General features: G+C 69.9%; 14 protein-coding genes. 5 read left to right on the top strand and 9 right to left on the bottom strand.

Features of this window, described 5'->3' with window-relative positions:
- Position 1 precedes the first annotated feature (1 nt).
- A complete protein-coding gene (locus A5694_RS19760; RefSeq protein ID WP_064924008.1) occupies positions 2–1411 on the top strand; it encodes an amidase in 1410 nt (469 codons plus the stop codon).
- A 45-nt stretch (positions 1412–1456) separates the two neighbouring features.
- On the opposite strand, the gene A5694_RS19755 is transcribed toward A5694_RS19760, so the two are convergent.
- From A5694_RS19755 to A5694_RS19720, 8 genes are read right to left on the bottom strand one after another with little or no spacing between them, the layout of a single operon-like run.
- Positions 1457–1879, bottom strand: coding sequence for a MarR family winged helix-turn-helix transcriptional regulator (locus A5694_RS19755; protein WP_064924007.1), 423 nt, complete (start codon positions 1877–1879; stop codon positions 1457–1459).
- A gap of 39 nt (positions 1880–1918) precedes the next feature.
- Entirely contained in the window at positions 1919–3391 is a 1473-nt protein-coding gene (locus A5694_RS19750; protein ID WP_064924006.1) for an NADH-quinone oxidoreductase subunit C, read from the bottom strand.
- Positions 3391–4857 carry a proton-conducting transporter membrane subunit gene (locus tag A5694_RS19745; protein ID WP_064924005.1) on the bottom strand — a complete coding sequence of 489 codons (1467 nt, stop codon included), beginning with the start codon at positions 4855–4857 and terminating at the stop codon, positions 3391–3393. The genes A5694_RS19750 and A5694_RS19745 overlap by 1 nt, the downstream gene beginning before the upstream one ends.
- Positions 4857–5510, bottom strand: a complete 654-nt coding sequence (locus A5694_RS19740; RefSeq protein ID WP_064924004.1) for a hypothetical protein — start codon at positions 5508–5510, stop codon at positions 4857–4859. Before A5694_RS19740 ends, A5694_RS19745 begins: the two co-directional genes overlap by 1 nt.
- Entirely contained in the window at positions 5507–6460 is a 954-nt protein-coding gene (locus A5694_RS19735) for a respiratory chain complex I subunit 1 family protein (RefSeq protein WP_109535772.1), read from the bottom strand. Before A5694_RS19735 ends, A5694_RS19740 begins: the two co-directional genes overlap by 4 nt.
- Before the next feature lie 5 nt (positions 6461–6465).
- The gene (locus A5694_RS19730; RefSeq protein WP_064924002.1) at positions 6466–8385 is read right to left on the bottom strand and encodes a proton-conducting transporter membrane subunit; all 1920 of its coding nucleotides are present in this window, start codon (positions 8383–8385) and stop codon (positions 6466–6468) included.
- A gap of 14 nt (positions 8386–8399) precedes the next feature.
- Positions 8400–8873: an NADH-quinone oxidoreductase subunit B family protein gene (locus tag A5694_RS19725; protein WP_064924001.1), complete on the bottom strand. Its 474-nt coding sequence runs from the start codon at positions 8871–8873 to the stop codon at positions 8400–8402.
- Positions 8870–9199, bottom strand: coding sequence for an ArsR/SmtB family transcription factor (locus A5694_RS19720; protein WP_109535768.1), 330 nt, complete (start codon positions 9197–9199; stop codon positions 8870–8872). Before A5694_RS19720 ends, A5694_RS19725 begins: the two co-directional genes overlap by 4 nt.
- Positions 9200–9376: 177 nt before the next feature.
- On the opposite strand from A5694_RS19720, the gene pyrH reads away from it, so the two are divergent.
- From pyrH to rlmN, 4 genes are read left to right on the top strand one after another with little or no spacing between them, the layout of a single operon-like run.
- Positions 9377–10126 (top strand): UMP kinase, encoded by a 750-nt coding sequence (pyrH, locus tag A5694_RS19715; RefSeq protein WP_064923999.1) that lies wholly within the window; start codon positions 9377–9379, stop codon positions 10124–10126.
- 42 nt (positions 10127–10168) lie between these two features.
- On the top strand, positions 10169–10726 hold the full coding sequence (frr, locus tag A5694_RS19710; protein ID WP_064923998.1) for a ribosome recycling factor: 558 nt from the start codon (positions 10169–10171) through the stop codon (positions 10724–10726).
- Between the two features lie 22 nt (positions 10727–10748).
- Positions 10749–11606 carry a phosphatidate cytidylyltransferase gene (locus tag A5694_RS19705; protein ID WP_064923997.1) on the top strand — a complete coding sequence of 286 codons (858 nt, stop codon included), beginning with the start codon at positions 10749–10751 and terminating at the stop codon, positions 11604–11606.
- 24 nt (positions 11607–11630) lie between these two features.
- Positions 11631–12725: a 23S rRNA (adenine(2503)-C(2))-methyltransferase RlmN gene (gene rlmN / locus A5694_RS19700; protein ID WP_064923996.1), complete on the top strand. Its 1095-nt coding sequence runs from the start codon at positions 11631–11633 to the stop codon at positions 12723–12725.
- A 6-nt stretch (positions 12726–12731) separates the two neighbouring features.
- Here the strand turns inward: rlmN and A5694_RS19695 are convergent, their stop codons facing one another.
- Positions 12732–12983 carry a DUF2631 domain-containing protein gene (locus A5694_RS19695; protein ID WP_064923995.1) on the bottom strand — a complete coding sequence of 84 codons (252 nt, stop codon included), beginning with the start codon at positions 12981–12983 and terminating at the stop codon, positions 12732–12734.
- Positions 12984–13018: the final 35 nt, after the last annotated feature.

The following is a 13018-nucleotide window of genomic DNA, read 5'->3' as shown; positions in this document are numbered from 1 at the left end:
CATGCACCATGTCCACGCCTTCGGTGACGACGCGCTCGGCGACTCCGACGCGGTCGGTCTGGTCGAGCGGATCCGATCGGGCGACGTGTCGCCCGCCGAGCTCGTCGAAGCCGCGATCGCCCGTACCGAAGCGGTCAACCCGCAGCTGAACGGCCTGGCCTACCAGGCGTTCGACCGGGCGCGCGCCGCGGCCGCGGCGCCGCGCGGCGGTTACTTCGGCGGGATCCCGACCTTCGTCAAGGACAACGTCAATGTTGCCGGGATGCCGACCATGCAGGGCACCGACGCGTGGCAGCCGCACGCCGCTGCCGCCGACGGCGATTTCGCCCGGCTGTACCTGGGCACCGGCCTGGTCGCGCTGGGCAAGACCCAGCTGTCCGAATTCGGGTTCAGCGCCGCCGCCGAGCACCCGCGACTGGGCGCGGTGCGCAACCCGTGGAACACCGACTACACCGCGGGGGCGTCGTCGTCGGGGTCGGCGGCGTTCGTCGCGGCCGGGGTGGTGCCGATCGCGCACGCCAACGACGGCGGCGGCTCCATCCGCATCCCGGCGGCCTGCAACGGTCTGGTGGGCCTCAAACCGTCGCGCGGCCGGCTGCCGCTGGACTCCGACCTGCGCGCCATGCCGGTGCGCATCGTCTACAACGGGGTGGTCACCCGCTCGGTGCGGGACACCGCGGCCTTCTACGCCGAGGCGGAACGGATCTGGCGCAACCCCAAACTGCCCCCGGTCGGTGACGTCCGGGCGCCGGGCAGTCAGCGGCTGCGGATCGCGGTGATCACTCAATCGATCCAGCGCGAGACGTCGGCGGAGATGCGCGAGCTGACGTTGAAGACCGCCGCGCTGCTCGAGGAACTCGGACATCACCTCGACTACGTCGACCGCCCACCGGTGCCGGGCTACTTCGCCGACGACTTCCTGCTCTACTGGGCGTTTTTGGCGACCGCGCTGGTGCGCGGCGGGCGGCGGATGTTCGGCCCGACCTTCGACCGCGGTCGGCTGGACAACCTGACGCTGGGACTGGACCGCCATGCCACCCGGCACCTGTACCGGCTGCCGCTGGCGATCGCCCGGCTGGCGAGCCTGCGCCGGCACACCGCACGGCTGTTCCGCAACTACGACGTGGTGCTCACCCCGACGCTAGCCCACGAGACCCCGAAGGTCGGCCACCTGGATCCCACCGCCGACTACCGGCAGATCATCGATCGGCTGATGGACTGGGTGGCGTTCACCCCGCTGCAGAATGCCACCGGGGACCCGGCGATCTCGTTGCCGCTGGCCGAATCGGCGGCCGGGCTGCCGGTGGGCATGATGTTCAGCGCCCACTTCGGTCAGGACGCCCGGCTGCTGGAGCTGGCCTATGAACTCGAGGCGGCGAAGCCCTGGCCCAGGATCACCGGCCGGGGCTAGCGGAGGTCGCAAGCGCGCGAAGCCGGGCGAAGCGGGCCGCCGCCATCAACACTGGTCGCCGATCTGCTCCAGCATCTGCCGGAACCGGTGCTGCTCGGCCGGACTCAGGGCCGCCAGCACCCGGCCGTCGGCGACCCGCACCGCCTCTTCCGCCTGGGTCAGCAGGTCGCGACCGGCGTCGGTCAGCGTCGCCGGCAGCGCCCGCCCGGACGGCACCGACTGCGGCCGGCTCACCGCGCCCCGGTTCTGCAGCCGGTGCAGCACGGCGTTCATGGCCTGCGGCGTGACGCTGATGTGGCGGGCCAACTCGGCGCTGGACAGCCCCGGGCGAAGCGAAAGCACTCGCATGCAGACGAATTCGGGAAGCGTCAGCCCCAACGGACCCAGCACCGCCGACACCTGCGGGCGCAGCACCGAGCTGACCCGGTACAGCAGATAGCCCAGCGGAGCGCTGTCCACGTCACCCATGTCAAATATCCTGACACACGGCGCAGCGGTCCCAAGCCGCTACAAGTCGTTTCCGGCGTACGACAGGTTGAAGCTCTTGTTCGTCAGCGGGAAGTCCGGGACGATGGTGTCGCCCATGGCAACCGGCAGGGCCGGCCAGTTGAACCAGGAGGGGTCGACGATCTTGGCGCGGGTGATGGCTCCGTCGGCGCCGATCTCCACCCGGTGCACGATGGTCCCGCGCCAGCCCTCGACGATGCCGACCCCGGACCCGGCCGCCGCCTCGGGAATCTCCCCCCGGATCTCGATCGGTCCGCGGTGGCCCTCGATCAGGTTGCGGCACAGCGCCACCGAGGCGGCGAATTCGTCGCGCCGAACCGTATAGCGGGCGAGCACATCGCCGGCTGTCGCCGACACCTCGGTTACCGGCAGGTCGGTGATCGGATGGTCGAGCCGGGCATCGGTGACCAGCCCGCTGGCCCGTGCCACATAGCCCAGCGTCGCTAGCGCTTCCGCGTCGCTTCGATGCAGCACCGAGGTGCCGGCGAACCGGTCATAGATCACCGAGTTGCCCAACGTCAGCTCAGCGATCTCAGCGACGTCATCGGCCAGGGTCTGCAGCCGGTGCGGGTCGGGGAGTGCCTGCAGCACAACGCCTCCCGGCCGGATCGCCCGCCGCAGCAACCGATCTCCGGTCACTTGCGCGTTGATCCGCAGCAGTTGTTCGCGGGCGTGTTGGGCGTGTGCATTGGCCAGGCCGAAGCCGACGTCGTTGGCCAGGGCCCCCAGGTCGGCGGCGTGGTTGTAGAGCCGCTCGAGTTCGACCAGCAGGGCGCGCAATCGATGCGCCGGATCCGGCAGCTGGACACCGAGGGCATCCTCAACGGCCAGGCTGTGCGCCAGCGCGTGTCCGGCAGAGGTATCGCCGCTGATCCGTTCGGCGAGCTCGACGGCGGCACCGGCGCCGCGGCCGGCAAACAGCCGCTCGATTCCCCGGTGCACGAACCACAGCCGCGCCTTGAGCCGCAGCACCGATTCCCCGATCACCGAGAAGCGGAAGTGACCCGGCTCGATCAGGCCGGCGTGCACCGGCCCGACCGGAATCTCGTAGACGCCGGCGCCTTCGACGTTGAGGAAGGGAAAGCGGCCCGCCGCAACGAAATCCGGCGGCGGCCCGGCGTCGTTACGCATCGGATGCCAATTCTCCGGCCAGTGCGCGTGGCGCACCAGGCGGCGCGGCTGCGGATGGCCGACCGGGGTGATCCCGTAGAGGTCCAGCATCTCCCGTTCGAAGCGGCCGGCCTGAAAAGACAACCGGGCCAGCGACGGTATCGATGGGTGCTGCGCCGGAACGGTCAGGGTCAGCTCGGTGCGACGGTCCGGCCGGCCGGCGAGGAACAGATACACCACGCGCAGGTGGTCGTACTCATCGTGGGCGGCCACCAGTGCGAGCCGGAAGCCGTCGGCCAGCAACCGTGCGGTCGTGTCGGCCAGCTCGGTGCCGGTGACCGCGACGCGGGAAACCGAAGCCATCACAGCGCCCCCAGTTGTGTTGCGGCGGTGGCGAACAGGTCGGTCAGCGGGCCCGCGGTCACGCCCAGGGCCAGTGCGGCCAGCACCCCGGTCACCAGTGCGGCCGCGACGGTGGCCGGCACCTGGATCGGCGGGCCGCCGGGGCTCGGTACACCCAGCAGCATGCGGCCGGAGTTGGCGATCAGCGCGGCGAACGCCACCAGAAGCGCCACCAGTGCCAGTCCCAGGGCCCACGCCAGCCGGGCGTCGGCCAGCGACATCGCGATCGCCAACTCGCTGGCGAACATCGCGAACGGCGGCAACCCGAGCAGCACCACCATCCCGGCCGCGAATGCGCCACCGACCAGCCGTGATCGGCCCAACACCGCGGTGATCTCGCTGATCGCCGTGGTGCCGTGGGCGGCCTGCAACTGGCCGCCGGCCAGGAACAGCACCGTCTTGCCCACCCCGTGCGCCAGCACGTGCAGGAGCAGTGCGGCGATGGCCGGCGCGGTGCCGGCGGCGGCGGCGACCGCGATCAGGCCCATCGTCTCCATCGACGAATAGGCCAGCATCCGTTTGAGGTCGGCGGTGACCGTCAGCAACAGCGCGGCGATGAGCATCGTCGCCAGCCCGGTGGTCAGCAGCGCGGCCCGCAGGAAAGCGGGGCCCGTCGCGGCGTCGATGATCGGCTTGATCCGGATCAGCACCGAGAACGCGACCGACAGCAGCACCCCGCTCATCAACGCCGAAACCGGTGCCGGCGCCTGACTGTGCGCGTCGGCCAGCCAGCTGTGAAACGGCGCCAGACCCATCTTCGCGCCGTAGCCGATCAGCAACAGTGCCCCGGCCAGCCGGGTGACCGCCGGGTCGAGACCGCCGGCATGGGCCACCAGGACGTCGAAGTGCAGCGCATCCTCGCCGCCGGCGCCGGCGTGGCGAGCGGCGAAGTGCAGCAGGACGGTGCCCAAAAACGCGATGGTGATGCCCACCGAACAGACCATGACGTACTTCCAGGTGGCCTCCAGCGCGGCACGGCTGCGGTGGTGCCCGACCAGAAACGCGGTGACCACCGTGGTGGCCTCGACGGCGACCCACACCACCCCGATGTTGTTGGCCGACACCGCAAGCGCCATCGCGGCCAGAAACGCCGGGGTGAGGATGCCGTACAGCCGTGCACCGCGCCGATCGGTCACCCCGCGGGCCAGCTCGGCGTCGAGGTAGCCGATGCTCGCCCAGGTGGCCAGGCTGCCGACGACCCCGATCACGATCAGCATGGTCACCGACAGTGCGTCGGCGCGCAGCAGGCCGTTCAGGGCCAGATGTGCCCGGTCACCGAGCCGAAACGCGAGGGCGATCCCGCAGCCGAGAATCGTCAGCGCCGACGCACACGTCGCGACTGCGCTGAGCCGGCGCCAGCCGGCCACAACCGAAAACACGGACGCCCCAACGGGTGCCAGAAGGGCGAGCAGCAGCAGAGGTGTCATCAGTCGCGCAGCTCCCGCAGCCGGTCCAGATCCACCCCACCGAAGGCGTTGCGCAATCGCCCGGTCAGCACACCGAGCACGATCAGCACGAACAGCACATCCAGCGACGCACCCAGTTCGACGATCAGCGGGACACCGGCGGTCAGCAGGAACGCGGTGGCGGCGATCCCGTTGTCCAGCATCAGCAGCCCGACCGCCTGCGAGATGGCATGGCGGCGGGTCGCCATCATGAACAGGGCGATCAGGACGGTGGCAATCGCGGCCGGGGCGGCGTTGGTCGCGGTGCTGCGCTGCAGGTCCACCACGGGCTGGGCGATCGCGAATGCCACCACCACCAGGGCGGTGACCACCAGCAGTGATGCGGCGATGCTGACCAGGGGAGTGGCCTCGCGGCGCTCTAATTCGGCGCCGAGCGCGCGGGCCAACAGCCCCGGCAGCGCGACGGCCCGCACGGCCACCACCACGACCCCGACCGCGATCAGGGCCCGATCCTGTTCGTGCACACCGCGAATCACCGGGATGGCGGCCAGTGCAGCACCCTGGGCGACGAGCAGTCCCCGCACGATCGCCGACAGGTCGCGGCGCCAGACGGCCAGCACCGCGGTCAGCAGCACCGCGCCGGCGGCCAGATCCAGCATGTTGTCGTAGCTCATCGGCCCGCCCCGGTGAAGAAGTTCGCCGCCGTCACCGCCAGCAACGCCAACAGGAAGGACCCGGCCAGCAATTCGGGCACCCGGAACAGTCGCAGCTTGGCGAGGAACACCTCGATAACGGCCAGCGCACTCGCCAGCAGAGCGACCTTGATCGCGATCGCACCGGCGCCCACCGCCAGGTCGACCGGGCTCGGATTCGCCCCGGCGATGCCCCACGGGAAGAACAGGTTGGCCAGCAGCGCCAGCAGCACCGTCAGCCGCATGCCGGCGGCCCACTCGACCAGGGCCAGCTTGGGACCGGCGTATTCCAGCACCATCGCCTCGTGCACCATCGTCAGCTCCAGGTGGGTCGACGGATTGTCCACCGGCAGCCGGCCGGTCTCGGCGACGATGACGATGCACAGCGCGACGAACGCCAGCGCACTGGCCAACGAGAACACCTGGCCGGGATGCGCGAGGGTGTTGCCGACGATGGCGCCCAGGTTGGCCGAGCCCGCCGGGATCGACAACGCGAACACCGCCAGCAGGATGGTCGGTTCGACCAGTGCTGCGATGGTGATCTCGCGGCTGGCGCCCATCCCGCCGAACGCCGTCGCGGTGTCGATCCCGGCCAGCGTGAGCGCCACGGTCCCCAGAAACAGCAGCCCCACCACGGTGATCAGGTCGGCGACCGGGTCCAGCGGCGAGTCGGTGGCCACCAGCGGTGCGGTGGCGACGATGACCAGCGTGGTGGCGGCCAGTGCGGCCGGCGCCGCGGCGAACACCCAGGTGGTGCCGCGCGGGTGGAGCAGCTGCTTGCCGAACAGCTTGCGCAGGTCACGCCACGGCTGCCAGATCCCGGCACCGGCGCGGCCCTCGGCCCGCGCCCGGATCTGGCGCATCAGGCCGATGACCAGTGGTGTGCCGACGACGACGCCGCTGACCTGGATGAAACCCGCCAGGTAGGCCATCGCGGTCATCGCGCCACCAGCAGGGCGATCAGCACGCCCAGCGCGCCGTAGGCCAGGTACAGGTGCACGCTGCCGGTGTGGGCGCGCCGGACCAGCTGCGCGGCCGCGGCGACGGCCTTCAGTACCGGGGCATACCAGCGGTCCTCGATGACGTCGGCGGACCGCGCTCGATAGGCGATCCGGTCGACCACATAGGTCGGCGCTGCCGGGCCGCTCACCTCGACACCGGTCTCGAAGCGCAGCACGTCGTCGAAGACCTGCTGCAGGGGTTGGGCGAAGGACGTCGCGGTGTATTGCATGCGCGGGGTCAGATCGTCGGCGCCGCACGCCCACAGCGGCACGGTGGCCGGGTCGGGACGATGCCGCGAGCGCCACCGGGCGCCGATCGACACCAGTAGGACGGCGGCGGCCAGGGTGGTGGCCAGCACGCCCGGGGCGATGGAACCGTGCAAGCCGGGCAGCTGCAGGAACGCCCCGAGCGTCGGGGCGTCGGTGAACGTCAGCGCGTCGAGCACCCGGTTCAGCATCGGAGCCACCGCACCGGGGGCGACGGCCAGCACCACACAGGCGGCCGCGGGCAGCGCCATCGCCGCGATCATCGTGACGGGGGATTCCCGCGCCGACGCAGCGGCGTCGGTGCGCGGGCGGGCCAGGAATCCGATCCCGAACGCCTTGACCATCGCGGCCACCCCCAGTCCGGCGGTCAGCGCCACCGCCGCGACCGCCAGCGGCGTCACCAGCGCGATGGTGGCGTCATGGCCGGGCCGGGCGTGCATCAATGACTGCAGCAGCAGCCATTCGCTGACGAAGCCCGCGCCCAACGGCAATCCGGCGGCGCCGAGCGCGGCCACCCCGAACAGCGCGGTGGTGACCGGCATCCGGCGGGCCAGGCCGCCGAGCCGGTCCAGGTCGCGCAGGCCGGTCGCGGTCAGCACGGATCCGGCCGCGAAGAACCCGAGGCTTTTGAACGCACTGTGGGCGATCAGGTGCAGCAGCGCCGCGGTGAGTGCCACCGCCGCGGCCGGCCGTGATCCGGCACCCGCCAGCAACATCGCGGCGCCCAACGCCAGGGTGATCAGCCCGATGTTCTCCGTCGTCGAATAGGCAAGCAGCCGTTTGAGATCGGTGGCCACCGAGGCCTGCAACACCCCGTACACCGCCGACGCGCCACCGGCGATCAGCAGCACCAACGCCCACCAGCGCGGACCGGGCCCCAACAGCTGCAGGTCGATGCGGATGATGCCGTAGACACCGAGATTGACCATGGCGGCGCTGAGCAGCGCCGAGACCGGGCTCGGCGCCTCCGGGTGCGCCCGCGGCAGCCAGGCGTGCAACGGCAGCAGCCCGGCCTTGGAGCCGAAACCGATCAGGGTCAACACGAATACGGTGTGGCGCACGCCGTCGGGCACCGTGCCGATTCCGCTGAAGTCGTCACCGGCGGCCGCCGCCAGGATGACCATCCCCAACAGCAGCGTCACGAAGCCCAGCTGTGTCATGACCGCGTAAATCAGCGCGGCCGAGCGCACTTCGCTGCGCTGCGCATCGGTGAGCACCAACACCAGCGACGTCAGCGCCATCAGCTCCCAGGCGAACAGGAACGTGGTCACCGATCCGGCCGCCGGGACGGCCAGCAGCGTGCCGACGAACACCGGCAGCGCCGTCAGCGGAATGGCACCGAACCGCTCGCGACGGCAGTAGCCGATCCAATACAGGCCGGCCGCCACCGCCACCGCGCCGGTCAGCACCATGAAAAAGCCGCCGACCGGCTCCACCCGCAGCTGCACGCCGGCCAGCGGAAGCAGCCAGCCGATCCGGACCGCCGGCACGGCACCGAACACGCCGGTCAACCCGACACCGACTCCGGCGGCGCCCACTCCGATCGTCGTCGCACCACTGAGCAACGGGCCAACCGCGTTGCGACGCATGGGGTGGGGCTCAGTCACCTTCCGGTCACCGACCGGAGCGCGGCGACGATCTGGTCGGGAGTGGGCGGGCAGCCGGGAATCTCGACGTCCACCGGCACGATCTCACCGACAGCGCCTACCGTTCCGTAGGCCTGCGCGAACACCCCGCGGTTCAGCGCGCAGTCACCGCAGGCGATGACCCGCCGCGGCTTCGGCGTGGCCCCGACGGTGTTGCGCAGCGGTTCGGCCATATTGCGGGTGACCACCCCGGTGACCAGCAGTGCGTCGGCGTGCCGGGGGGACGCGACAAGCCGGGCGCCGAACCGTTCGGCGTCATACACCGGGCCGAAGGCCCCGGCGATCTCGATTTCGCAGCCGTTGCACGATCCGGCGTCGACATGGCGGACCTGCACCGAGCCGGCCAGCCCGCCGGGTGGCTGGGCCGGAGGACGAGCACCGGCCGGTTCGGTGATCCGGCCGAGCCTCCGGATCCGCGAGAGCCAGCTCATCGGCCGGCCCGTAGATCGTCGAGAATCGCGATCTGATCGGCCAGCAGTCCGGTCAGCGCCTTGCGCGCCACCGCGAGCAGTTCGGTGATCACCGGTGAGGCGATGGAGTAGACCACTGTGTTGCCCTCCTTGGTCGCCATCACCACGCCCGCGCGCCGAAGCACGGCCAGCTGCTGGGACAGGTTGGACGCCTCCACGCCGATCTCGGGAAGCAGCTCGCCGACGGTTCGATCGCGTTCGGCGAGTAGCTCCAGTACCCGGATCCGGGTCGGGTGACCCAGCGTCTTGAAGAATTCGGCCTTCACCTGGTGCAGCGAGTTCGGCACGGGCCCACCATAGCAGCAGAAAGCCATCAATTGAAAAATTTTTCATCTGTTGTGATGTTGCGCGGTCTGGGTCTCGACCCCGGGCACCCTTTGACCGGCCCGGTAGGGCAGGATGACAGGTGCCGTCGCGACCGATTTCCGCGATGGCGCTGTCATGCGCGGAGCCCGAGGAGCCTGATGACGGAGCCGACGAGTACCGACCGGGTCTCACCGACCGGCCGCCCCCATTACTCCCGGGTGCTGCTCAAACTCGGTGGGGAGATGTTCGGCGGCGGGCAGGTCGGGCTTGACCCCGACGTCGTCGCCCAGGTCGCCCGCCAGATCGCCGAAGTGGTCCGCGACGGCGTGCAGGTCGCGGTTGTCATCGGCGGCGGCAACTTCTTCCGCGGCGCGCAGCTGCAGCAGCGCGGCATGGAGCGGATGCGCTCGGACTATATGGGCATGCTCGGCACCGTGATGAACAGCCTTGCGCTACAAGACTTCTTGGAAAAAGAAGGCATCGACACCCGGGTGCAGACCGCGATCACCATGGGGCAGGTCGCCGAGCCCTACATTCCGCTGCGCGCCCAGCGGCACCTGGAGAAGGGGCGGGTGGTGATCTTCGGTGCCGGCATGGGGCTGCCGTACTTCTCCACCGACACCACCGCCGCCCAGCGAGCGCTGGAGATCGGTGCCGAGGTGGTGCTGATGGCCAAGGCCGTCGACGGGGTGTTCACCGAGGATCCGCGGGTCAACCCCGATGCCGAACTGCTGACCGCGATCAGTCACCGCGAGGTCATCGACCGCGGGCTGCGGGTGGCCGACGCCACCGCGTTCAGCCTTTGTATGGACAATGGCATGCCGATCCTGGTGTTCAACCTGCTGACGGACGGAAATATCGCGCGGGCGGTCGCGGGTGAGAAGATCGGAACACTGGTCACCACCTGAGAAGTGGGGTACCACCCGCTTGCGGGGGAGAGGACGGCACAGATGATTGACGAGGCGCTCTTCGATGCCGAAGAGAAGATGGAGAAGGCCGTGGCGGTGGCTCGCGACGACCTGGCGACCATTCGCACCGGCCGGGCCAACCCGGGAATGTTCTCCCGGATCGTCATCGACTACTACGGGTCGCCCACCCCGATCACCCAGCTGTGCAGCATCAACGTCCCCGAGGCACGGCTGGTGGTGATCAAGCCCTACGAGGCGTCCCAGCTGGGCGCCATCGAGACCGCGATCCGCAACTCCGATCTGGGCCTGAACCCCAGCAACGACGGTTCGCTGATCCGGGTCTCGGTGCCGCAGCTCACCGAGGAACGGCGCAAGGAGCTGGTCAAGCAGGCCAAGGCCAAGGGTGAGGACGCCAAGGTCTCGGTGCGCAACATCCGCCGCAAGGCGATGGAGGAGCTGCACCGCATCCGCAAGGACGGCGACGCCGGCGAGGATGAGGTCGGCCGGGCCGAGAAGGACCTGGACCGCTCCACCCAGCAGTACGTGAGCCAGATCGACGAACTGGTCAAGCACAAAGAAGGCGAGTTGCTGGAGGTCTAACGGCCGTCAGCAGTCAAAACCCGTGACAGACAACGACACCGGTGCAGATACCGGTCACAAGCAGTCGCGGGCGGGACGCAATCTCCCCGCCGCGATCGTCGTGGGGGCGGTGCTCGGCGGGCTGCTGGTCTACACGCTGCTGTTCGCCCCGCGCTTCTGGGTGCTGATCCTGGCGGTGGCCACTCCGATCGCCACCCACGAGATCACCCGGCGGCTGCGGGAAGTCGGCTACGACGTGCCGTTCCTGCCGCTGGCGCTCGGCGGCCAGGCGATGCTGTGGCTGTCGCTGCCGTTCGGAGCCCGCGGAGTGCTCGGCGCGTTCGGTGCCACCGTCGTGGTCGCCATGATGTGGCGGCTGGTCGACCAAGGGCTGCACCACGCCCCGGTCAACTACCTGCGGGACATGTCGGCGATGATCCTGATCGCGGTCTGGGTGCCGCTGTGCATGAGCTTCGCGGCCCTGCTGGTCTTCCGCGACGACGGTCCGGGCCGGGTGCTGTGCCTGCTGTTCCCGGTGGTCTTCTCCGACATCGGCGGCTACGCCGTCGGTGTGCTGTTCGGCAAGCATCCGATGGCGCCGGCGATCAGCCCGAAGAAGTCCTGGGAGGGTTTCGCCGGATCGCTGGTGCTCGGTGTGGCCGCGGCGGTGTTCGCGGTGACGGTGTTCCTCGGCCGGCCGTGGTGGGTGGGGCTGCCGCTGGGGCTGCTGCTGGTGTTCACCGGGGTCTTCGGCGACCTCATCGAGTCGCAGGTCAAACGCGACCTGGGCATCAAGGACATGGGCCGGCTGCTGCCGGGCCACGGCGGGATCATGGACCGGCTCGACGCGCTGCTGCCCGCGGCCGTGGTGACCTGGATCGTGCTGACCGTCCTGCCCTGAGCCGCGGGCATACTGAAACGGATCATGAAGCCACAGCTGGTATTCACCGCACCGCGACGCGCCCTGCCGCCGCGGCACCTCGCCGACCTCGACCCGATCGGCCGCGCCGCCGCCGTCGCCGAACTGGACCTGCCGGCGTTTCGGGCCAACCAGCTGGCGAACCACTATTACGGCCGGTTGAACGCCGACCCGCAGCAGATGACCGACCTGCCGGCCGCGGTGCGCTCCGCGGTGGCCGACGCGCTGTTTCCCACCCTGTTGACCGCCGCGAGCGAGATCGAATGCGACGCCGGCGAGACGCGCAAGACGCTGTGGCGCGCCCATGACCACACCAAGTTCGAGTCGGTGCTGATGCGCTACCCGCGCCGCAACACCGTCTGCATCTCCTCGCAGGCCGGCTGCGGCATGGCCTGCCCGTTCTGCGCGACCGGCCAGGCCGGGCTCACCCGCAATCTGTCCACCGCCGAGATCCTCGAGCAGGTCCGCGCCGCCGCCGTCGAACTACGGGATCGTGATCACGGTCGGCTCTCCAACATCGTGTTCATGGGCATGGGGGAGCCGCTGGCCAATTACGCCCGGGTGGTGGCCGCCGTCCGCCGGATCACCGCGCCGCCACCCAACGGGTTCGGCATCTCGACGCGATCGGTGACGGTGTCGACGGTCGGGCTGGCCCCGGCGATCCGCAAGCTCGCCGATGAGGGTCTGGGCGTGACGCTGGCGCTGTCGCTGCACACCCCCGATGACGAGCTCCGCGACACCCTGGTGCCGGTCAACAATCGCTGGAAGGTCGCCGAAGCGCTCGACGCCGCCCGCTACTACGCCGATGTCACCGGCCGGCGGGTGTCGGTGGAATATGCGTTGATCCGCGACGTCAACGACCAGCCCTGGCGCGCGGACCTCTTGGGCCGCAAGCTGCACCAGGCGCTCGGCCAGTTGGTGCACGTCAACCTGATTCCGCTCAATCCGACACCCGGCAGTGACTGGGACGCCAGTCCCAAACCGGTGGAGCGGGAGTTCGTCCGGCGGGTGCGGGCCCAGGGCGTGGAATGCACCGTGCGCGACACCCGGGGCCGCGAGATCGCAGCCGCCTGTGGCCAGTTGGCGGCCGACAGCCAGTAGTGGGGTTCAGCGCAGCCAGCCGCGCTTGCGGCCGATGATGTCGCGCGCCACGACGAACAGCGACAGCGCGGCGAACCCGAGCAGGAAATAGTCTTCGACGTGGCCGATGTGGTTGCCCCGCAGCATCAGCAGCAGGAACCCGACGATGCCCAGGCCGACGATGTGCCAGGTGCGGTAATTGATCGCGCTCCAGCCCCACGCCGCGGACGGCACCTCGGCGGTGTCAACACCATGGCGCTCCACTTCGGTACTGGCCACTTCGACTCCTCACATTCACCCGGGTGACTGCGCAA

The organism is Mycolicibacter sinensis (assembly GCF_001667945.1).
In the GTDB taxonomy this organism is placed as follows: domain Bacteria; phylum Actinomycetota; class Actinomycetes; order Mycobacteriales; family Mycobacteriaceae; genus Mycobacterium; species Mycobacterium sinense_B.
The sequence above is the reverse complement of the archived record's forward strand: the minus strand, read 5'-3'. Positions and strand labels throughout refer to the sequence as shown.